Annotated in this window: 19 protein-coding genes; 5 read left to right on the top strand and 14 right to left on the bottom strand. The window is 40.9% G+C overall.

From position 1 onward, the window contains the following. The first annotated feature begins 85 nt into the window (after positions 1-85). Positions 86-1,237 carry an MFS transporter gene (locus CSV75_RS01420; RefSeq protein WP_099674433.1) on the top strand — a complete coding sequence of 384 codons (1,152 nt, stop codon included), beginning with the start codon at positions 86-88 and terminating at the stop codon, positions 1,235-1,237. A 183-nt stretch (positions 1,238-1,420) separates the two neighbouring features. On the opposite strand, the gene recQ is transcribed toward CSV75_RS01420, so the two are convergent. The 3 genes from recQ to pssA form a co-directional block, all read right to left on the bottom strand. After that, complete coding sequence (gene recQ, locus CSV75_RS01415; RefSeq protein ID WP_233191607.1) at positions 1,421-3,193, bottom strand: DNA helicase RecQ; 1,773 nt, start codon at positions 3,191-3,193, stop codon at positions 1,421-1,423. Positions 3,194-3,220: 27 nt separating this feature from the next. Continuing rightward, positions 3,221-3,640 (bottom strand): hemerythrin domain-containing protein, encoded by a 420-nt coding sequence (locus tag CSV75_RS01410; RefSeq protein ID WP_099674431.1) that lies wholly within the window; start codon positions 3,638-3,640, stop codon positions 3,221-3,223. A gap of 107 nt (positions 3,641-3,747) precedes the next feature. Beyond that, the gene (gene pssA, locus CSV75_RS01405; protein WP_099674430.1) at positions 3,748-4,281 is read right to left on the bottom strand and encodes a CDP-diacylglycerol--serine O-phosphatidyltransferase; all 534 of its coding nucleotides are present in this window, start codon (positions 4,279-4,281) and stop codon (positions 3,748-3,750) included. Positions 4,282-4,337: 56 nt separating this feature from the next. On the opposite strand from pssA, the gene asd reads away from it, so the two are divergent. Then, on the top strand, positions 4,338-5,117 hold the full coding sequence (gene asd, locus CSV75_RS01400; protein ID WP_099674429.1) for an archaetidylserine decarboxylase: 780 nt from the start codon (positions 4,338-4,340) through the stop codon (positions 5,115-5,117). A gap of 17 nt (positions 5,118-5,134) precedes the next feature. Next, complete coding sequence (locus CSV75_RS01395) at positions 5,135-5,623, top strand: DedA family protein (RefSeq protein ID WP_099674428.1); 489 nt, start codon at positions 5,135-5,137, stop codon at positions 5,621-5,623. Between the two features lie 127 nt (positions 5,624-5,750). Here CSV75_RS01395 and cydC read toward each other — a convergent pair whose 3' ends face one another. The 5 genes from cydC to CSV75_RS01370 all read right to left on the bottom strand — a co-directional run bounded on the left by cydC (position 5,751) and on the right by CSV75_RS01370 (position 12,599). Then, positions 5,751-7,478, bottom strand: coding sequence for a thiol reductant ABC exporter subunit CydC (gene cydC, locus CSV75_RS01390; RefSeq protein WP_099674427.1), 1,728 nt, complete (start codon positions 7,476-7,478; stop codon positions 5,751-5,753). After that, on the bottom strand, positions 7,475-9,196 hold the full coding sequence (cydD, locus tag CSV75_RS01385; protein ID WP_099674426.1) for a thiol reductant ABC exporter subunit CydD: 1,722 nt from the start codon (positions 9,194-9,196) through the stop codon (positions 7,475-7,477). The genes cydC and cydD overlap by 4 nt, the downstream gene beginning before the upstream one ends. Beyond that, positions 9,196-10,212, bottom strand: a complete 1,017-nt coding sequence (gene cydB / locus CSV75_RS01380) for a cytochrome d ubiquinol oxidase subunit II (protein ID WP_099674425.1) — start codon at positions 10,210-10,212, stop codon at positions 9,196-9,198. The genes cydD and cydB overlap by 1 nt, the downstream gene beginning before the upstream one ends. Next, a complete protein-coding gene (locus CSV75_RS01375) occupies positions 10,199-11,602 on the bottom strand; it encodes a cytochrome ubiquinol oxidase subunit I (protein WP_099675312.1) in 1,404 nt (467 codons plus the stop codon). Before CSV75_RS01375 ends, cydB begins: the two co-directional genes overlap by 14 nt. Before the next feature lie 502 nt (positions 11,603-12,104). Then, positions 12,105-12,599, bottom strand: coding sequence for a hypothetical protein (locus CSV75_RS01370; RefSeq protein ID WP_099674424.1), 495 nt, complete (start codon positions 12,597-12,599; stop codon positions 12,105-12,107). 335 nt (positions 12,600-12,934) lie between these two features. On the opposite strand from CSV75_RS01370, the gene CSV75_RS01365 reads away from it, so the two are divergent. After that, on the top strand, positions 12,935-14,359 hold the full coding sequence (locus CSV75_RS01365; protein WP_233191606.1) for a catalase: 1,425 nt from the start codon (positions 12,935-12,937) through the stop codon (positions 14,357-14,359). Between the two features lie 50 nt (positions 14,360-14,409). On the opposite strand, the gene CSV75_RS01360 is transcribed toward CSV75_RS01365, so the two are convergent. Both CSV75_RS01360 and CSV75_RS01355 read right to left on the bottom strand, forming a co-directional pair. Continuing rightward, on the bottom strand, positions 14,410-15,225 hold the full coding sequence (locus tag CSV75_RS01360) for a DUF368 domain-containing protein (protein ID WP_099674422.1): 816 nt from the start codon (positions 15,223-15,225) through the stop codon (positions 14,410-14,412). 192 nt (positions 15,226-15,417) lie between these two features. Next, a complete protein-coding gene (locus tag CSV75_RS01355) occupies positions 15,418-16,794 on the bottom strand; it encodes a polysaccharide deacetylase family protein (RefSeq protein WP_099674421.1) in 1,377 nt (458 codons plus the stop codon). Between the two features lie 402 nt (positions 16,795-17,196). Between CSV75_RS01355 and trhO the strand changes: the two genes are divergently transcribed. Next, positions 17,197-18,171, top strand: coding sequence for an oxygen-dependent tRNA uridine(34) hydroxylase TrhO (gene trhO, locus CSV75_RS01350; RefSeq protein ID WP_099674420.1), 975 nt, complete (start codon positions 17,197-17,199; stop codon positions 18,169-18,171). Between the two features lie 92 nt (positions 18,172-18,263). On the opposite strand, the gene pstB (CSV75_RS01345) is transcribed toward trhO, so the two are convergent. The 4 genes from pstB (CSV75_RS01345) to pstC are packed head-to-tail and all read right to left on the bottom strand — an operon-like array spanning position 18,264 to position 21,708. Continuing rightward, positions 18,264-19,046 carry a phosphate ABC transporter ATP-binding protein PstB gene (gene pstB, locus CSV75_RS01345; protein ID WP_369825347.1) on the bottom strand — a complete coding sequence of 261 codons (783 nt, stop codon included), beginning with the start codon at positions 19,044-19,046 and terminating at the stop codon, positions 18,264-18,266. 5 nt (positions 19,047-19,051) lie between these two features. Next, complete coding sequence (pstB, locus tag CSV75_RS01340) at positions 19,052-19,882, bottom strand: phosphate ABC transporter ATP-binding protein PstB (RefSeq protein WP_199171279.1); 831 nt, start codon at positions 19,880-19,882, stop codon at positions 19,052-19,054. A gap of 12 nt (positions 19,883-19,894) precedes the next feature. Continuing rightward, positions 19,895-20,779, bottom strand: a complete 885-nt coding sequence (pstA, locus tag CSV75_RS01335; RefSeq protein WP_099629687.1) for a phosphate ABC transporter permease PstA — start codon at positions 20,777-20,779, stop codon at positions 19,895-19,897. Continuing rightward, the gene (pstC, locus tag CSV75_RS01330; protein WP_099672475.1) at positions 20,779-21,708 is read right to left on the bottom strand and encodes a phosphate ABC transporter permease subunit PstC; all 930 of its coding nucleotides are present in this window, start codon (positions 21,706-21,708) and stop codon (positions 20,779-20,781) included. The genes pstA and pstC overlap by 1 nt, the downstream gene beginning before the upstream one ends. Positions 21,709-21,718: the final 10 nt, after the last annotated feature.

Below are 21,718 nucleotides of genomic sequence, written 5' to 3'. Positions count from 1 at the left end.
TATCTTTTGAGCAGTTCGGTTCAATTAGAAATGTTTCATGGTAAAATAGATAGTAGGTCAATTCTTTGTAAAGTGAGGATCTTTTATGCGTTTTTTTGTCTATCTAATTGTGTTCTTCTCGTTTTTTGATTTATTTTCACAGTTGCCGGTCATTAGTCCGTTTGCTACAGGTCTTGGCGTTTCCGCTTTCATCGTCGGATTATCTGTTGGTATTTACTCGTTTGCGAATGTTTTCGGTAATATCATTTCAGGTATTTTGACAGATCGCAGAGGACCATTTTATATTCTATTACTTGGTTTGTTCACGTCGGCTTTGTCGTTGTTCTCATATGGATTGATTTCTGGTTCTGTTTCACTAATTGGCATTCGATTTTTACACGGCTTGACGGAAGGCTTGATCATTCCTGCCGCCTTCACGTTTCTCGCTAATGGCTCCGAACGTTCCAAGCGTGGAAGGAATGCTGCAATATCGGGTGCATTTGTCGGGCTCGCGGCCATTTTCGGACCTGCATATAGTGGAATTGTTTCCGTTAAGACAAGCGTCGCGACCATTATGGCCATCAATGGCGCCTTTATGATTCTATTGACGATTGGCGCTATACTATTTTTACGTTCCTTTACATACGTAAGAAAAGTGAAGTCAGCGAAACAAAAAGCGGTAAAGCCGTTAGCTTTTTTCCGCCACCCTGGTATCGTCCGGGCACTCCTTGGAGCGTTCTTCTTAATGTTCTCACAAGGCGTATTGGCATTAGTGCTTCCACTAAAAGTAGAACACCTTCACTTTGATGCAAAAATGACCGGAATGCTGTTGAGTGTGTTCGGTCTAGTTGCTGTGTTGATTTTTGTTTTACCGATCAACCGTATTTTTGATATCGCCCGTCCGATGGTCACATTGGCAATCGGCTTGCTATTGATGAGTGGCAGTATGTTGTTCTTATCGCAAGTTGACGAACTATCGTGGATGATGTTGGCAATGGTTGTCTATGGAACTGGGTTCGCATTCCTGTTTCCTTCTATCAACTCGTTGCTAATTGATTCCACAGAACCTGAAACAAGAGGGAAAGCGTACGGGTTCTTCTACGCATTCTTCTCCTTTGGCGTTGTAGTGGGGTCTGGCACTATCGGTATATTAGATTTAGATTTCCATCATGCTTTTATGCTTGCAAGTGCAATTTTGTTGATCGCGGCCATTTTTACATTCATCGGTCTGCGAAAAGATATCCGACCTACAAACTAATATCGAATTCCCCAATAAATTATATGTAAAGGTATGTCCATCGAGGTCAAAAGACGTTAACGGACATACCTTTTTTGTATGGTTCAAGTTCCTACATGTAGTGCGTATGACTAAGTGATTGGGAATGAAAAGGAGATGCCACAAGAAGTCGTTGCTACACGACTTTCCGGACATCTCCTGTTTTTACGCTTGCTGTGTAGAGAACGAATGGATAATCTCGAGGAACACTTCCCCATAACGTTCAAGCTTCGTTTCGCCTACCCCTTGCACGGACAATAACTCTTCATTAGTGGCAGGCATTTTAGTTACCATATCCCGTAATGTCTTGTCCGAGAAAATAACGAAAGGCGGGACACCAGCTTCCTGTGCTAGTTTTAAGCGCACCGCCCGTAATTCATTGAATAACGGATCATCTGTTGCGACGACAGTTGTTACCATCTCGCCTTTACGCCAGACTTTTACTTTTCCTAACAACACATCTTTCCCGTCTTCGCTGACGAAAATAGTCGGATAGGGTCCACTTTCCACTTGTAAATAATTCTTTGAAATCAAAAATTCAATAAAATCGGCTACATCTTTGGCATTGCGCCCTTTCATCAATCCATATGTCGATAGCTCATCGAAGTTCAATTCTTTCAACTTTTTGTTTCTGGATCCTGTAAGTACTTGCGCAACCATCGTCTTACCGAAACGTTGCCCCATACGAATAACACAGGAAAGTACTTTTTGTGTATCGACTGTTACATCAAACTGTTCACGCGTGTCAGTGCAGTTACCGCAACGACCACATTCTTCGACATCCTCTTCGCCAAAATACTTGATAATGTGTTTTTGCAGACAGCCTTCCGTATGGCAGTAATCAACCATCACTTGCATCTTTTTGATTTCATTTGATACACGGGAAGGATCTGGAGATTGTTCGATGAGGAAGCGTTGCGTTAAGACATCTTGCGAAGAGAATAACAAATAACAATCGCTGTCGAGCCCGTCACGCCCCGCTCTCCCAGCTTCCTGATAATAACTTTCCATATTCTTCGGCATTTGATAATGAATGACGTAGCGTATATTCGATTTATCGATCCCCATACCAAACGCGTTCGTCGCGACCATCACGCGTGCGTCTTCCATGATGAAACGATCTTGTTGATGTTGACGTTCATAGTCGGGTAATCCTGCATGATATTTAGCAACCGGAATACCACTTTTCTCAAGTAACAAATATACTTGCTCGACCGCTTTTCTCGTTGCAGCATAAATGATACCTGATTCATTTTTATTTTTCTGTGTGTACTCTTTAACGAATTGATCCCGATTTTGACCTTTTACTACCGAAAATAGTAGATTACTCCGCTCAAAACCAGTTACAACACAGCTAACAGGAGGTATATGTAATTGCTGGCATATATCATCCTGTACTTCAGGCGTAGCTGTTGCAGTCAATGCAAGAATAATCGGTCGATTACGTAAATAATCAAAAACTCGGTGTATATTACGGTAGCTTGGACGGAAATCATGTCCCCATTGTGAAATACAATGGGCTTCATCGATCGCAATCAGCGGAATCGTCATTTTTTGCAATTGATTGAGAAAGGATTCGGAATCCAATCGCTCAGGTGCTACGTACAACAGCTTATACTTTCCTTCGAGTGCGTTATCCATCGTGCCAAAGTATTCCTCTGACGATAATGTACTGTTAATATACGCCGCTGGTATACCCAACTGATGCAATGCATCGACTTGGTCCTTCATCAAGGAGATCAACGGTGAAATGACAAGAACCGTTCCTTCCATTGCCAATGCCGGTACTTGATAGCAGACAGACTTACCGCCACCTGTCGGCATTACGCAAAGTGAGTCATCACCTTGTAATACTTGTTCAATCACTCGTTGTTGCCCTTCCCGAAATGCTGAATAACCAAAATACTTATCCAATATATCTAACGGATTTTGAATGATCGCTACCACCTCCCTCATTATTAGTTTTTATGATTGAAACAATAAGCGCTCTTCTTCTCGACTATGTAGCTCATTCACTACGATCAAGCCGTTAAATTTTTGAAGGATTTCAGGCGTCACAGTTGGATCTTCCTCACGTAACGACTCGATGTCTGCAACGAGAATTCGCATCAAATCATGGTCGCGTGTAAGCTGGATAATATCTCGCTCCAGTTCGGGCTTTTCTTCCATTACTTGTTTATAAAAACCTTCTTCTTCGGCATCTGCATGACTGATGACACGCGTCTTCCAATAATCCAGTAAATGATCACAGGCTTGCTGAACCATTTCCGTTTCACCTTGTTCTACATATTCTATTAATTCATCTGTTTTCATTATGGCACCAGATAGTCCACCTTCATGAATCGCTTTATGTGAATGAAGCTGTCTTAATGCAGGTCCTGACATGCCGACCACTCCTTCTAGTTTTTCTTAAGCATAACAGAATTTCTAGGTCAGTGATAGCTTCCTACAATGAAAAGAGCCTTACAGAAAAATTCTCTGTAAGACACTTTTTACACTTTCGCTATACGAATACGACTGACCATCAGCCATGCGAGTATGCACATATAAATCACAAAGTAAGGTGCAATCAAATAAGGGACGACAAAGTAACTTAATGTAAGTAAAACACCCGCTGCTGTTATAGGCAGGCCATAATAGGAACCATCAAACTCTTCTACGTTATAACGGGCTAAACGGACAGCGCCTGCTAAAATATAAAAAATCACAGCGGACAAACCAATCCACATCGTATCAGTCAACGCTGTATCATAGAGTAGAATAGCAGGTGCTACACCAAATGAAACTAAATCGCTAAGTGAATCGAGTTCTTTCCCAAATGCCGACTCTGCATGATAATGCCTAGCTACCATACCGTCGAACCGATCAAATAATGCAGCGAAGAATATGAACATTAGACTCATATGTGCATGGCCTTGAAGCACAAGTAATATCGCTATAATCCCTAAACTTAAATTAAAAAGTGTGATGATATTCGCCAATTGTGATTTTAGTTTAGTATAATCAAAATATCTGAATGAAAACAAGTTACGACCTCCTCGTATACTTCTTTAGTATATGCTTTTAATGAAAGGAAGAAAAGATGAAAACACGTATTTTTAAATCATTTGTAGAACTAACAGGTTCGCCAGTTAGTTCAGCACTACTAAAAAAATTGACAACTTCTCGAATTAGCAAGCCGCTAATTAAGCCCTTTGCATCATTCTACCATATTCAAGTAGACGAAGCGGAATACCCAAAAGAGCAATATTCCAGTCTCAATGACTTTTTCACTCGCTCATTACAGGCGGGCAAAAGACCGATCGATAGCAATCCAATGAACGTAATCTCGCCAGTCGACGGTGTATTAAGCGATTCAGGCAACATCGATCCACACCAACAATTTAATGTAAAAGATAAAACATACAGTCTACATGCATTGCTTGGCGATTCGGAAAAAGCCGCACGCTATACGAATGGCTATTATTATCTATTCTATCTTTCACCGAGACATTACCATCATTTCCATTATCCTATTTCCGGAACACTTGTGAATCGCTATGCATTAGGTTCTACCTCGTATCCTGTTAATGATCTAGGAATTCGCATGCGTGACGATGTGTTTTCTTCCAACCATAGAGTTATTTCGGAACTCTCGACTGATTTCGGACATATAGCAATCGTCAAGGTGGGCGCCTTAAATGTAAACAGTATCCGCATTGCCAATTCTGAAACTACTTGTGTAAAAGGGCAAAATTTTGGTCATTTTGCATTTGGGTCCACTGTTATTTTATTTATCGAACACCATGAGGCATTCCGACCAGAAGAAATGCCTTTTACAGAAGTTCAAGTTGGTGATAGGATCGGAGAGTGGCAATATTAAGTAGATGAGGTTTTCTGATGGAACATCTTCAAGAATATGTAGTTCAGTATGGTTATCTGTCGATATTTTTCTTTTTGTCCCTGGGTATTTTCGGGCTTCCTGTGCCCGATGAATTGCTTGTAGCACTCGCTGGTTATTTAACTTCAGCAGGAACATTCCAATTTCTATTCACAATAATTTTCACACTATCCGGTGTAATGGTCGGATCATTGTTCACATATTTGATTGGTAGAAAACTTGGTAAACCGTTGATTCAACGTTTTGGAAAACATTTATTCCTTACACCACATCGTATGCACAAGATCGAGCGATGGTTTATGACCTACGGCTCCTGGACGGTGACATTAGGATACTTTGTTCCAGGCATGCGTCATTTAATCTGCTATATTTCGGGGATGAGCGGCATGAGTATTCACCGCTATGTATTGTTTGCCATACCCGGTGTGATTGTCTCGACAACAGTTTGCTTGTTACTCGGCTATTTCATTCATTTACCTTTTTTCTAAATGACCGGGAGATGAAAACACAAAACATAGTTTCTAGACGTAGTGCCACATCCGCACTATGTTTAGAAACTAAAACGACGATGTCATTTCGGCTAAGAAATGATATCGTCATTTTTCATGCAATTCTTTATATACCTTGATCCAACACATATAGCTGACGATATCTTTCATTCGTAGCCAATAATTCTTGATGCGTCCCATTCATGATGATTTCACCATTATCCATGAAAATAATACGATCCATTTTCTCCATGCCTATTAAATGATGTGTGATCCATACAACCGTTTTATGTTCTAATGACTGATGAAGTGTTTCTACAAGAGAGTGTTCAGTTACGGGATCCAAACTAACCGTAGGCTCATCTAAAATGACGATAGGCGTTTGTTTCAATAAAATCCGCGCCAGTGCAATTCGTTGACGTTCACCGCCCGAGAAACGTTGTCCCGTTTCTTCCATTTGTGTTTTCAGGCCTTCAGGAAGTGTTTGTAAATACTCGTATAAACCGACTTGTTCAGCCACCCGCTGTACATCTTCTAACGTAGCGGATGCATCTCCAAGTTTTATATTGTTTTGAACTGTGGTGGCGAAAAGATATGGCTTCTGATTTAAGACGCTCATGATTTCATATATGGAATCTCCATAGAGTGAAGAAGATTGTCCATTGACATGTACGTGTCCAGTTGTCGGCTGAACGGTACCTAGTAATAGCTGTATTAGAGTAGACTTTCCGGCGCCGCTCTTACCAAGTACCGCAACTTTTTCTCCTGGTTGAATCGTGAGTGTAATATTTTGTACTGCATTTTCTTTTTGACTTTCATAACGATAACTCACATTGTCGAGGACTATAGACACTTGATCTACATTACCTAGCTCCATTGGAATTTGTTCCTCTAAAGTATTTTGCTGATGTATAGTGTCGACTCTCTGCAATGAAGCTTCATAAGCAGGTAAACGTTCAATCGCAAATGACACGGGAATCAACCCTTCTAAAATAGGCAACGTAACCAATGTAAATGCAGCGATATACGTGGGTGCCAACGAACCGGCTGCCGCTTGTTGTCCTGCCCAAATACCAACGATTAAGACCAGCAAACCAGAGAAAATTTGCAATTGCATTGTACGCGATTGTTGCCAATAGACTAATTTTTTATCAATAGCGTGACTTGCATGACTTTCTTCTTTAAATGAAGCAAGAAATTGTTCTTTTCTACCGCTGATGATCCAATCCCGCAAACCAAAAATACCTTCTGTCATCGTGTTATATAATTGACTATGAAGTTTTTTCGACTGTAGCTGATTTTTCTTCATCATATACAGTGAAAGCATAGGATAAACAAACGTCACAATCGCTAATAACACGGCCATAATAAGCGCAAATTTCCAATCATAGACAGCTAGTACAATCACAGAGAAACTGAATAGAAATAATCCGATGACGGTAGGAAACAACGTACGGATATACACATCCTGTAAATGTTCAATATCATCCGCTAGCGCACCGAGTAGATCGCCTGTTTGAAAACGCGAACGAATAAATAATGCTTGCGGCTCCAGAACGTGATATAACTGCACGCGCATATCGGCAATAATTTTCAATACGGCATTGTGTCCGAGCAGACGCTCTACATATCGTAAGGCCGCACGCGAAATACCAAATGTGCGGACTGCCACGATCGGAATATACACGAGTAAGATCGTTTCAGGTCTTTCCGATGTACGAGATATTAAATATCCTGATGTGAAAGTCAACATCGCAGCTGAAAGAATAGTCAGTGTTCCGAGCAGTATAGTAGATAGTATCGTTTTATTATATTTACGGGCGTAAGGAAGTATATGTTGTCGGTACAAGTTCATATAGCATACCCCCTTCCACGCGCTTCAAGTAAACGACAGTAAGCTCCGTCTTGTTTTATTAATTGTTCATGGGCGCCCGACTCTACCACTTTACCGTTTTCAAGGACTACGATGGTATCCATTTCCTTCATCCAATGAATCCGATGGGTAGCAAACACTACGAGCTTATCTTCAAGAAGCGGTAAAATCATTTGCTTTAATTCATGCTCTGTTTCAATATCTAAATGCGCGGTCGGCTCATCGAATAATAAAATTTGACGACGTTGTAGTAACGAACGAGCTAGCGCAATCCGCTGCTCTTCCCCACCGCTCAGCACTCTCCCGCCCGCTCCGATCCGTTCTTCATAACCCGCAGGAAATGTTGCGATCAATCGATCTAGACCTACACGCTCCGCGGCGTCTTGTACTTCCTGCAATGTAGCATCCGGTTCATAAAAGCGAATATTTCCGATTACAGTATCCGGAAAAATCGTAGGATGTTGTGGAATATAGGCAATTTGTTTTTGCCACTCCAATGTGGCTAGGTGCGGCAATTCTTGTCCGTCCAGTACGCAACTTCCGTCAGTAGGTAGCGTGAAACCTGACAAGACATCAACTAGTGTCGATTTCCCTACACCTGAATGGCCAATGACGCCTACTTTTGTGAACCCTTTTAACTCCAAATCTAAACCTTCAAAAATAATCTGTTCATCGTTTTTGACTTCGACATTGCGTAATTCCAACTTCGACTCATCGTTCCAAGTAGCAATCGGCGAATCTATGGCTGGTGGCAGAACTGTTTTCTCTTCTAAGATACTGTGTATTTGTAAGCTTGCGTCTTTGCCGTCGGCTGTCGCGTGAAAGTCATTTCCTAATTCTCTAACAGGCGAGAAAAATTCTGGCGCTAGAATCAAAATAATAAGTGACGGTTCAAGAAGAATCTGTCCATTAATCAATCGAAGTCCAAGTTCAACCGCCACTACCGCAACCGAAAGACTGGCAAAGAAATCCAATGAAAACGAAGACAGAAACGCATAGCGCAAAGATCGATTCGTTGCAATACGATATTTGTTACTGACTATAGCAATGGATTGCTCATGCGCTCGGCTACGCCCCAAGTATTTCAGTGTTACAATTCCCCGTAACGAATCGACAAAGTGCCGAGATAGTAAACGGTACGTATCCATCTGTTCATCAATTTTCTTCTTAGAAACGAGTCCGATGAGAATTAGAAAAATGATAAGAATCGGTAGCACTATAATGAGTGTTACAGCCGACATAATATCTAAGGTAATGATATATACCACAATGACGAATGGAACAATAGCCATCGCTAATGTCCGTGGTATAAGCAATTCCAAATACTTTCTAAACTTCGGGACACCTTCCAAACCCAGTGTCACCAAATGTCCAGAACCATATTTCCCAACTACTTGAGGGCCAAGATCAAAGATTTTCTTCAGTAATTTTTGCTCATAATCCTTTGCTGTCCTATCGGCAAATCGATACGAAATACGCTCTTTTGCCCATTGAATCACATGACGTAAACTGTTGGCTACGACAAAAATCACAAATGACCGAAGCGCTTCACTCCAGTCTGCACCTTGGAACAATTGTGTGATGGCTTTTGCTAAATAAATCGCTTGAACCACAATGGCGATTGACTGAACTACAGTAAGTAGTCCAATCCATGCCATCACTTGTTTACTTCCTTTGTATTGAAGCAAGTATTTATCCATTAGTATTCTAGATGCTCCTTATCACCTGTCAACCGTTTACGGAACACATAATAACTCCAAATTGTATAAGCCAAAACGATTGGCACCATAGTAAACGCTACGATCGTCATGATTTTCAATGAATAGTCTCCTGAAGCCGCATCTGCAATCGACATATTAAATGCAGGATCCAGTGAACTGATCATCACATTCGGGAATAGCGCGATGAAAAAGCTTGCCATGATAATGATCAATACTAAACCAGTCATCGTAAAACTTAGTCCTTCTCGTTTCGTTTTCAAGAAGAAGAACAGTAATCCGTATAATACGATGGCCAGACTATACAGCGGGATTAGAATAGCCCCATGATCTGTAAGAGCATCTGTGTCCAAATGCGTGAAGATCATAAACAGTACTAGAAACACACCCGTTAATGCATACACTTTACGCGCTGCTGTATTTGCCCGCTCACGTAAATCGCCTACCGTTTTCAAACCGATGAAAAGCAATCCATGCAGATACGATAACAAAACAAACGTCACGCCGCCAATCACTGTGTAGACATTTACGAAATCGGTAAAGCCCGCATACATGTTCATGTCCCCATCAATTGGTAATCCACGAATTAAACTCGTGAAGAATACCCCAAATAGGAAAGGTGGTAAGATACTACCGATGAATACCGCCCAGTCCCACGTCTTGACCCAAGCTTTCGAATCAACTTTATTACGAAACTCGAATGCCACCCCTCGTATGATGAAGGCTAGCAATAAGACGACGAATGGTAAATAGAATCCACTAAAAGCGGTGGCATACCAGTGTGGGAATGCAGCGAACATCGCACCACCCGCTGTAATGAGCCATACTTCATTAGCATCCCATACGGGTCCAATTGTATTCATGACGACCCGTTTTTCCAAATCATTTCGAGCCAGGAACTTTGTACTCATTCCCACACCGAAATCGAATCCTTCTAGGAAGATAAATCCTATGAATAAGACAGCGATTAATATAAACCAAATATCACTTAACGGCATGTCCTGCACCTCCTGTTTCAAACGGATCTGTTGCCGATACATCCTCTTCCGTTTGTTCATCCGGACCTCGCTGGATGAACTTCACGAACAATATGACCATGATGATTCCGAGGATCGTATAGATTGTGGAAAAGGAAATAAGTGAAAACAGAATCTGTCCTGCTGAGACATTGGGTGAAATACCGTCAACCGTTTTCATTAAACCGTTTACTACCCAAGGTTGTCGTCCCATTTCAGACATAATCCAACCAAATGAATTCCCAATAAACGGTAGGAAGATCCCCACTACTAGAAGTCGTAGGAACCAAACGGATTCTACAATTTTCTTTCGGAACATCAGGAACAAACCAAGTGCGCCTAATCCAAGTAATGTACCACCTGTGACAACCATTATACGGAAGCTCCAGAATGTCGTTTTGACTGGTGGAAGATATTCCCCTTCCCCATGCTTATCAATCATTTGTTGTTCAAGTGCGTTCATACCTTGCACTTTCCCTTTAAACTCACTGTATGTTAAATAACTCAACATATAAGGTATATCAATACGTTTAGTTGTCTCTCGATTTTCCACATCAATCTTTGCGAATAATGTCCATGCGGCCGGATCACCACTATCTTCCCATAGCGCTTCTGCAGCAGCCATCTTCATTGGTTGTGCATGCATCAAGTACTGAGCTTGTGAGTGACCCGTAAATGCAATTCCAAGTCCTGATAACATACCGATGACCAGTGAAATCGCCAAAGACTTTTTAAAGAAGTCGACATGACGTTTCTTGATCAAATACCACGCGCTGACACCAACTACAAAGAAAGCACCCGTAGCGAAACTTCCGAAAATCGTATGCGGGAACGCGACCCATAACTTTTCATTGGTCAGCAAAGCTACCACATCATTCATTTCCGCACGGCCATTTTGTAATACATAGCCTGTTGGATTTTGCATGAACGAGTTGGCTGCCAATATCCAGAATGCAGACATGACCGTCCCGATAGAAACTAACCAAATACAAGCTAAATGTAATTTCTTCGGAAGTTTATTCCAACCGAAAATCCAAATTCCAATAAATGTAGATTCTAAGAAAAATGCTAATAGAGCTTCTACAGCAAGTGGAGCACCAAAAATATCTCCAACAAATCTAGAATAGGCGGACCAGTTCATTCCAAATTGAAACTCTTGAATGATTCCGGTCACTACACCAATCGCGAAGTTGATTAGAAAGAAAACACTCCAGAACTTCGTCATTTTTAAGTAAATTTCATCTTTCTTCACTACATACATCGTTTGCATGATCGCGATAATCAGCGCCAGGCCGATGGACAAAGGGACGAAAATGAAATGGAACAATGTAGTAGATGCGAATTGAATTCTCGCTAATAAGACTTCTTCCATCATTTTTGTTAATCTCCTTTCGAACTGTGATTCTATTACCTAGAATAACGCAGAACAAAAAATAGTTCGTGAACTATGTACGATATTCCTGTTACAAATCTGCAAACTTATGACCAAATTGTCTATAAGTTATGGCGGCTTTGTAACAACGCGTAAAAGAGTGCGGTATGACTGGGTTTCAGTGGTATTTCTAACTAGATTTACTAATAGTAGACTAGGTTTCTGTTGCAAGGGGGCTTTCATGCAATTGAAGTTCATTATTGGGGAAATAACTGTATAGAGCGGTTAACGAGTATGATAGGGCGAGTACGGAATAGGTATGAGCGGTTGTACCGTGTCTTTGATCGGTTGTGGAAGAACTTTGAGCGGTTGACAACATTTGTGAGCGGTTAAGCCGTTACTATGATCTCTTGGAAAATCTATGTCTCCTCACACAATATGGCAGTCTTCGAATATAAAAAAAACGACTCACTCCCCATTAGCAGGAAGCAAGTCGTTTTAATTACATGTTATGTAGTACTTTCATAATCTCATCATACTCAGGATGTCCTTTGTGAAGATATATAATGAAGTGATCTACCTTTTTTACGGCCAACTGCTCTGTCTTGCTGCCGATATAGACAGGAAGATTTCCTGTCTCTTCAACTATTTCAAGTCGTTTGTCAGATGGATCTAGTTTATAGAGATGCAATGGAAGTAAAGCATCCCCATTGATCGTTACGATCATGCCACTTTCCGCTCTGAACATATCAATCGCAGCTTCAGCGGGTTCGCCTACAGTGAAACCTGCCTGCTCCAGCCGACTTACGACATTCTGATATAACTCTTCATCCTCAACAGCCGCCACAATCACTTCCTCTTGTTCTAGAATTGCAGGAGATAGTTCAGGTGTTTTTTCTGGCGGTGCGCTTTGTTCTTTCGTGCTGCATGCGACTAACACTAATAATAAACAGCTAAATACTATAGCATAAAGAAACCACTTTTTCAGAGTGCTCATATATTGATATCCTTTCTACGTGAAACCTTTTCTATCATGATTATACATCATTCTACTATAATACTTAATCAAAATCGTATTTCTAGACAAATAGTTAGCAACAAATTATGATGAATATACAGTACATAATAACCTGTACCTATTAATAATAATTATTAGTTGATAATAATTATAAATAAGGGTTTATTTTTGGATTAGGTTTTGATACAATCGTATTTATAGATTACAAACCAATACCTGAGGAGGAATGTATTTTGAATAACAATGATAATAATTCTCAAAAAAGAAAATTGACAACGGCTGCGGGAGCACCAGTAGTTGATAATCAAAACTCTATGTCCGCTGGTCCAAGAGGTCCCCTTCTATTACAAGATGTATGGTTACTTGAAAAATTAGCACATTTTGATCGCGAAGTTATTCCTGAGCGTCGTATGCATGCAAAAGGATCTGGAGCATACGGCACCTTCACTGTAACGCATGATATTACAAAGTATACGAAAGCAAAGTTATTTTCCGAGATTGGTAAACAGACGGAGATGTTCGCACGCTTCTCGACAGTTGCAGGCGAACGTGGTGCAGCCGATGCAGAGCGCGACATCCGCGGTTTTTCTTTGAAGTTCTATACTGAAGAAGGAAACTGGGATATGGTCGGAAATAATACACCTGTATTCTTCTTCCGTGATCCTTTGCAATTCCCAGACTTGAATCACGCAGTCAAACGTGATCCACGTACAAACATGCGCAGCGCAACAAACAACTGGGATTTCTGGACTGGACTTCCTGAAGCACTCCACCAGATCACGATCTTAATGAGCGACCGAGGTATTCCCCGTTCATACCGCGAAATGCATGGATTTAGTAGCCATACATTCAGTATGATCAATGAAAACAATGAACGTCACTGGGTTAAGTTCCATTTCCGTTCCCAGCAAGGTATCCAAAATATGACAGATGAAGAAGCTGCAGCGACTGTTGCAACGGATCGTGAAAGTTCTCAACGCGATTTGCTGAGTAACATTGACAATGGCAATTTCCCTAAGTGGAAAATGTACATTCAAGTAATGACAGAAGAAGAAGCAATGGAAATGCCGTATAATCCATTCGATTTAACAAAAGTTTGGTATAAAAAGGACTTCCCTTTAATTGAAGTCGGTGAATTCGAATTGAACCGTAACCCTGAAAACTACTTTGCTGAAGTAGAGCAAGCTGCGTTTACACCAGCCGCGGTCGTTCCAGGCATTGGGTTCTCACCTGATAAAATGTTGCAAGCCCGTCTATTCTCTTATGGCGATGCGCAACGTTACCGTTTAGGTGTCAATCATCATCAGATTCCCGTCAACGCACCAAAATGTCCGTTCCACAGCTTCCACCGTGATGGGGCAATGCGTGTTGATGGTAATAAGGGCTCTACTCTTCACTATGAACCAAACAGCTATGGTGAATGGCAAGAGCAGCCAGACTTTAAAGAGCCGCCACTAAAAATTCATGGCGACGCAGACCACTGGGACTTCCGTGAAGATGACGATGACTACTTTACACAGCCTGGTAAGTTATTCAATATTTTGAACCTCGAGGAGCAGCAGCGTCTGTTCGAGAATACTGCACGAAATATGGGTGACGCACCGAAAGAGATTAAAATCAAGCATATCCGTCACTGCTACCTGGCAGATCCGAAATACGGTGAAGGTGTAGCGAAAGCATTGGATATTCCCATGGCAGATGTAGATATAGAAAATACAACAACGATAGTAGAAGAATAACACCATATGAAAAGCCGCTTGAGGAATTTTCCCCAAGCGGCTTTTGCATTCTACGCTTTATCGCCTACACCATTTAATATATTAGCAATCAAAAGTCCAAGAACCACTGCAATAACACTCATGACAAATGGCGTACCACTTTCCGGCATGCCTGGATAAATCACAAAGACCGACCCGATGATTAATCCTATGATTACGGCAAACATTCCAGTATGGAAATTAGAAAGAAGGTAGCGTATTAGTTTACTGCTGATTATAAACCCAACAACGATACCACAACCTGTCGCGATAATAATCGGTATATTAAAGTCTGAAATAGCCGTAATGACTGTCGCATAAACGCCTAGTAACAGTAAAATGAAAGACCCACTAATACCTGGCAACAGCATCGCCATACTACCTGCCCATCCCGATAAGAAAAGAATGATGGTATTTTTCACTGTTAGATGCGTAATAGATATTGGATCAATAGGGTTCATAAAAGCGGTAGAAGCTAATGCAGCTGCCACTATTACCATCAAAACAATATGACGGAATTTAAAGTTCGTTCTCAGTCCCGCTTGCTTTGAAACAAATGGAATGACACCAACAATTAACCCTAAAAATAAGTATTGGGTAGGTTCGTTATAGTGCTTTAGTAAATATGAAATAACTTTACTGAATATAATGATCGTCGCACCCATTCCGATACCAAGCGGAATGAGGAAACCAATATGTCTCTTCCAGTCCTTACTAAAAAATCCGCTTATTGAAATCAGCAACTGATCGTAGATGCCTAATATAAATGCAATCGTTCCGCCACTTACTCCGGGAACCAGATCACTGATGCCCATCAAAAAACCGCGGTATAAATTTCTCCATTCCATGCTCGTTGTTCCTCCAATGATTTCATTCCGTATAGTATATCATGCTGTGCTGCACTAATTACAGTTCACCATTATTTATTTTCCCTATATGTTACAGCTATTTGGACAGAATATAAATTTCTGTCTATCAATAGGACTGTACAAAACAAAAGTTGTTCCATTGTTAGACAAAAACAATGGAACAACTTCTCATTAATAATTATCCATTTCAGATACTGTCACGAATTTATAGCCTTGAGACTGCAGATTTTCAAGTACCGCATCCAGACCATCTGCAGTTGATTCATGAATATCATGCATTAAAATTATACTGCCTGCACGTGCATCTTGTGCAACATGTTCTAATATCAGTTCGGGGTCATGATGATCCCAGTCCAATGTATCCACATTCCATAAAACGACAGGTAATTTCGTGCTTTCCCGTACGCGATCATCTACAGCACCATATGGAGGTCTGAAAACAGTTGCTGGGTGTCCGATGATCGCTTCAATGATATCGGAAGTCCCTTTCACTTCACTTTGAAGTGCCACGTCAGTAAGCCCCGTCAAGGTAGGATGATTCCATGAGTGGTTACCTATCTCATGCCCAGCTTCTGCCACTTTCTTAGCAATTGAAGGATATGAATGAACTCTATTGCCGAGCATAAAAAAGGTAGCTTTTGCGTTATATTTCTTAAGTGTCTCCAAAATTCTTAGTGTATAAACTGGATCGGGACCATCATCAAACGTCAAAGCAATAGTCTTTTCCTTTTTAGTGTCATCAGTTGCAACTTGAAATTCCTTTGCTAGGAATGGATTCAATTTTCGTAGTGGGATTTCCACAGTTGCCGGTCCAGCTTGCCTTTTTGTAAATTCACCTGTCCCAAAGTATAGAAATAATGAATCATCTGTTAAGGCATAGTTGCGATAGTTTACCCACATAGGTTCAGTAGGTTGCCATACACTTTCCTTAATCACATCGCCTTCTAGCAAAGGACTATGATGGATTTCATCACGCACTACACTCGCCATTCGTTTTAGCTTTTCCAGATTATGATCCACAATATCTTCAATCTTGAGTTCATCTCCTGTTTCAGGATTGATATGAAATGTTTGTATCTTCATTTGACTATCTTGATCAGCAAAGTACGTAACAGCACGCATAACAAAAGAATAGTTTCCCGAAAGGTGCTGAAGCGTTTCAAAAGATACATCTAACTTGGACACTCTATTTTCCTCTTGTTGTTCATTGGCATAGGTTGTTTTCAATTGATCTACATAGTCCAACACTTGCTTATTAAAGCCATCGTATTCTGTTTGAGGATAACGAATGGTAAAAGGATACTGTGAGTCTTTAGGTATCTCCGTAAACATTTTAATACCTGGATACGGCGATATAATCGACTCAACCGACACTTCTTGTTTTGGCGCAGGTATAATTTCATGTGTTACGTGTTTAGGAGAGGTGGTATCTTTAGTCTTCATTACATTCACTATTAATAGTAGCGTAATAGATAGTAAAGTGATGATCGTGATGATCAATGCACTATCGATCCATGATGATCGACGTCTTTTATTTGTATCTTTCATGAAAGGACTCCTTTACTACACATTCGCCAGCATGGATGATAAATTACAGTTTACTAGCAATAGGATTACTATACCCTTTACGTTCCAAAAGTATTCTGTATTCCACCTTAATATTTTACAATCTGCTACCTTTAATTTCAATTGAATTATATGAAGGTTTTTCCATCTCCTAGTATACAACAAATCCATGATGATACAAAATTGTGTGTAGTGGTGTGTTGCCTTTCAAAAAAATTTTTATGTGAAATAGCTTTTTGAATCCTTTTCTCGAAAATGAAATTATGCTATACTATTCTGGGCCCGATTCTTGCAAATTCGGGTTCAAGGGACACACTATCCCTTTGTACACACCGATCTCGGCTGTTGTCTATTGCAAAGATCAAACAGAAGGCGGTAATTTACATGGAAAAGAAAGACTATCGGGTATTATTGTTTTATAAGTATGTAACAATCGAGGAGCCTGAAGAGTTTGCGGCTTCACATTTGGAATTCTGCAAAGAAACTGGATTAAAAGGACGTATTCTTGTCGGTGCAGAAGGCATCAACGGTACTTGTTCAGGAACAATCGAACAAACGGATGCGTATATGGAGCATATGAAAGCCGATCCACGTTTTGCTGATGTGTGGTTTAAAATTGATGAAACAGACGGTCACGCATTCAAAAAAATGCACGTTCGCTTCCGTCCAGAGATTGTCAATCTCAGCTTACCTGAAGATGTCAATCCCTTAGAACTTACAGGTGAATATTTGGAGCCTGAAGAGTTCTTAAAACAAATGCAGGATGAGAACACTGTTGTTTTGGATGCTCGTAATGATTATGAGTATGACCTAGGTCATTTCCGTGGTGCAATACGCCCGGATATCGAAAACTTCCGTGATCTTCCTGAATGGGTAATGGAAAACAAAGAACAGCTTGAAGGCAAGAAAATTCTTGCCTATTGTACGGGCGGGATTCGTTGTGAGAAGTTCACTGGCTGGTTGAAACGTGAAGGATTCGAAGATGTAGCACATTTGCACGGCGGTATCGTTTCTTACGGTAAAGACCCTAAAGCAAAAGGACAGTTATGGGACGGTCAATGCTACGTATTCGATGAGCGTATCGCAGTTCCGATCAACCAAGTAGAGCACGTCATCGTAGGACGCGACCATTTTGACGGCACACCTTGTGAACGCTATGTAAACTGTGCAAATCCTGAGTGTAATGCAAAAATTCTATGCTCAGAAGAGAATGAACATTTCTATATGCGCAGTTGTTCAGACGACTGCCGCACACACCCTCGTAACCGTTATTTTGTAGAACACGATATGACAGTGGATGAATACGACGCACGAATGGCCAAAATTACAGCATCACGTGCTCATGAAACCATTTCTTAATACACGAACAGCCAGCATCCTTCTATAGGAAGCTGGCTGTTTGCTTTTATATGTAATGAGTTACCTACTTTTCATATATTTTCTTCCTGAATTCAACCAAACTTTCCTGCTATATAATCTTTCGTTTCGGAAAATAATGGGTTAGTGAAAAGTGTTGCCGTCTGTCCATACTCTTTTACTTCTCCATTTAGGAAGAAAGCTGTGAAATCGGATATTCGCGCAGCTTGTTGCATATTATGCGTTACGATAATGATCGTATAGCGCTCTTTTAATGTTCGGATCAAGTCTTCTACTTTGGCGGTAGAGATTGGATCAAGAGCTGAAGTAGGTTCATCCATTAATAAAATCTCTGGCTTGGTCGCTAATGTTCGTGCAATCGTTAACCGTTGCTGTTGTCCGCCCGAAAGACCTGTAGCGGGATGATCCAAGTGATCTTTTACATCATCCCATAAAGCAGCGGCGCGCAGATTCTCTTCTACGATCTCATCCAATACTTTTTTATTCCTTTCTCCATGAGTACGGGGTCCATATGCAATGTTTTCATAAATTGAGAACGGAAAGACCGACGCATGTTGAAATACCATTCCTACTTTTTTTCGCAATTCCACTGGATCAATAGACGGCTCGGTTATATTTTCATTACCGATCCAAATTGCCCCTTCTGTCCTCACTCCGGGAATCAGATCATTCATACGGTTCATTGTCCGCAAAAAAGTTGATTTTCCACAACCCGATGGTCCTATAAGTGCCGTAATTTTCTTTTCTTCAAACTTCAAATTGATATTTTTTAATGCATGGTGGGTATTATAATAGAATTGTAAATCTTCAGTTTGAATGACGGATCGTTCGATGGATTCCACTACATTCATTTCAATCTCCCCTATCCAATGCGTCCATTAATATAATGTGCTGTTTGTTCATGATGTGGATTATTAAATATTTGTTCAGTAGGTCCATGCTCAATGACACGCCCCATATAAAAATACGCTACCTCATCCGAAACACGTGCCGCTTGTTGCATATTATGTGTGACGATCACGATCGTATAATCTTTTTTTAATTGGGATATCAGTTCTTCGATTTTTGCGGTCGAGACCGGATCAAGTGCAGAAGCAGGTTCATCTAGTAATAAAACGTTTGGTTGCATGGCAAGTGCTCTGGCAATACAAAGTCGTTGTTGTTGCCCACCTGAAAGGCGTAAAGCGGATGTATGTAGTTGATCTTTTACTTCTTCCCACAGTGCTGCTTTTTTTAGATTCTCTTCTACAATTCCTTGTAATTTTCGCTTGTCCTTCACTCCGTAGCGCATAGGTCCAGCTGCAACATTCTTAAAAATAGATTTGGCAAACGGAACAGGTCTTTGAAATACCATTCCAATCTCTTTGCGTATTTCATGTAAATTCACATTGGGTGAATGCAAGTCTACTCCTTCATAATAAATTTTTCCTTCCGTACGACATGAGTCTATTTCATCATTCATGCGATTAATAGAACGCAGGAAAGTTGATTTCCCACATCCCGACGGACCAATCAATGCCGTAACGGATTGTTTTGGGAATGATAGACTGACTTCATTAACAGCACAATGCCCACCATAATATACTGATAAATCGGTAATTTGCAACACTGAACTGCGTTGAAAATCAGGACTATCCACTACTTTAATTCTTTTCGTTTTCATTTTGACTGGCTGTAAAGCGACCGATTGCATACATATCCTCCTTTAATTGGCACCCATTTTTTTAAACATCAAGTTCCCGATAAAGCGTGATGTGAAATTAAAGAATAAAATCGAGATGATCAATAATGCCGCTGCTCCGTCAGAGATTGCTGCTGCGTCTGGCATAATACCTTCACCGTTAATTTTCCAAATGTGAACGGCCAATGTTTCAGCCGGCCTAAATGGATTTAAAGGAGATGTTGGGGACAACGGATTCCAATTGGTGAAATCTATAATCGGTGTGCTCATTCCTGCTGTGTAAATCAAAGCAGCCGCCTCACCGAATACTCTTCCTGATGCTAATATGACACCCGTCACGATGCCAGGAAGTGCTGCTGGAAGTATGATGGTCGTAATCGTTTCCCATTTTGAAAAACCAAGCGCCCATCCTGCTTCGCGTTGTGATTTCGGTATGTTACGAATAGATTGTTCTACAACTCGTACGAGCAAAGGTAGATTGAATAGTGAAAGTGCAAAGGCACCGGATAAAATCGAAAAACCCCAGCCCATATACAAAACGAAAAAGAGGAATCCGAATAATCCTACTACTATAGATGGTAATGAAGATAGCACTTCAATCAGTACGCGAATACAACGAATGATCCAGTGGTCCCTCGCATACTCAGCTAAATAAATCCCTGCACCAATCGCAATCGGCACTGCAATCATCAGTGTCAAAACGAGTAAATAAAAGGAGTTGAATAATTGAGGTCCCACTCCGCCACCTTCTTTGAAAATCTGAGGAGGTGTCGTAATGAATTGCCAGCTCAGCTGAGGAATACCTTTTACAAAGACAAATCCAAGCAAGCCTGCCAAAACTGTAATGATGATGCCTACAATGACGTATAGCCCAGCCGTAGCGAGCCGATCTGTACTTTTAGCTGACATTACGTACTTTTCCCCTTTCCAATCATTCGTACTATAATCGTGAAGAATAGCGACATCAGTAAAAGTATAAGCGCTAGTGACCAGAGCGCATTATTTTCCACTTGTCCCATCACTGTATATCCCATGCCCATTGTTAAAATACTAGTAATCGTGGAGGCTGGTTCAAATAATGAATGTGGAATGACAGACGCATTCCCAATAACCATCTGAACTGCTAGAGCTTCACCAAATGCTCGCGCCATTCCGAAAATGATAGCCATCAGTAGGCCAGGTTTCGCAGTTTTCAATACAACTTTACAAATCATTTGCCATCTGGTTGAACCTAGCGCCAGCGATGCTTCACGCAATGAACGTGGAACTGACTGAATAGCGTCTAGTGCTAAACTCGTGACTGTCGGTAAAATCATGACAGATAACACAATAGTACCCGCTGCGATACCAAATCCGCTACCTGGAAATAGATCGCGTAAAAAAGGTACGACGACACTTAATCCAATAAATCCATAAACAACTGAAGGAATACCTACTAACAACTCGATCACAGGCTGCATGATTCTCTTACCTGCATTTGGCGCAATCTCGCTCATGAAAATGGCTGCGCCAATCGCAAGTGGTCCAGCAATTAAAGCGGATATTCCTGTAATCGCCAATGAACCTACTATAAATGGCAAGGCCCCGATAATAGGTTTGCCTAGGGAATTTACTTCCGCTGGGTTCCACGTCGTACCTGTAAAAAAGTCTTTCACACTACCATCATTCATAATGAATGTAGATAAACCTTTTGAAAAAACTAGAAATAGAATGGCTGCAGTGATGGCTGCAGTCAAGACCACTGCGAGGAAAGTAAGTGATTTTCCGAATCGCTCTGTACGCATTTTACTACTTTTTCTGTACAATGGATGTTCTATCTCTTTGATCGTCTTCGCCATCATGTACGCT

This window comes from Sporosarcina sp. P18a, from assembly GCF_002743135.1.
Taxonomy (GTDB): Bacteria; Bacillota; Bacilli; order Bacillales_A; family Planococcaceae; genus Sporosarcina.
The sequence above is the reverse complement of the archived record's forward strand: the minus strand, read 5'-3'. Positions and strand labels throughout refer to the sequence as shown.

Bases quoted from the DNA above. Each gene is read 5' to 3' on its own strand.
- pstC (WP_099672475.1), bottom strand. From the start codon at position 21,708: ATGGCGAAGACGATCAAAGAGATAGAACATCCATTGTACAGAAAAAGT.
- CSV75_RS01355 (WP_099674421.1), bottom strand. From the start codon at position 16,794: ATGAAAGATACAAATAAAAGACGTCGATCATCATGGATCGATAGTGCA.
- pstB (WP_199171279.1), bottom strand. From the start codon at position 19,882: ATGCAATCGGTCGCTTTACAGCCAGTCAAAATGAAAACGAAAAGAATT.
- cydC (WP_099674427.1), bottom strand. From the start codon at position 7,478: ATGAACTTGTACCGACAACATATACTTCCTTACGCCCGTAAATATAAT.
- CSV75_RS01375 (WP_099675312.1), bottom strand. From the start codon at position 11,602: ATGGAAGAAGTCTTATTAGCGAGAATTCAATTCGCATCTACTACATTG.
- cydB (WP_099674425.1), bottom strand. From the start codon at position 10,212: ATGCCGTTAAGTGATATTTGGTTTATATTAATCGCTGTCTTATTCATA.
- trhO (WP_099674420.1), top strand. From the start codon at position 17,197: ATGGAAAAGAAAGACTATCGGGTATTATTGTTTTATAAGTATGTAACA.
- CSV75_RS01410 (WP_099674431.1), bottom strand. From the start codon at position 3,640: ATGTCAGGACCTGCATTAAGACAGCTTCATTCACATAAAGCGATTCAT.
- CSV75_RS01365 (WP_233191606.1), top strand. From the start codon at position 12,935: ATGTCCGCTGGTCCAAGAGGTCCCCTTCTATTACAAGATGTATGGTTA.
- pstA (WP_099629687.1), bottom strand. From the start codon at position 20,779: ATGTCAGCTAAAAGTACAGATCGGCTCGCTACGGCTGGGCTATACGTC.
- cydD (WP_099674426.1), bottom strand. From the start codon at position 9,196: ATGGATAAATACTTGCTTCAATACAAAGGAAGTAAACAAGTGATGGCA.
- CSV75_RS01420 (WP_099674433.1), top strand. From the start codon at position 86: ATGCGTTTTTTTGTCTATCTAATTGTGTTCTTCTCGTTTTTTGATTTA.
- asd (WP_099674429.1), top strand. From the start codon at position 4,338: ATGAAAACACGTATTTTTAAATCATTTGTAGAACTAACAGGTTCGCCA.
- CSV75_RS01395 (WP_099674428.1), top strand. From the start codon at position 5,135: ATGGAACATCTTCAAGAATATGTAGTTCAGTATGGTTATCTGTCGATA.
- CSV75_RS01370 (WP_099674424.1), bottom strand. From the start codon at position 12,599: ATGAGCACTCTGAAAAAGTGGTTTCTTTATGCTATAGTATTTAGCTGT.
- CSV75_RS01360 (WP_099674422.1), bottom strand. From the start codon at position 15,225: ATGGAATGGAGAAATTTATACCGCGGTTTTTTGATGGGCATCAGTGAT.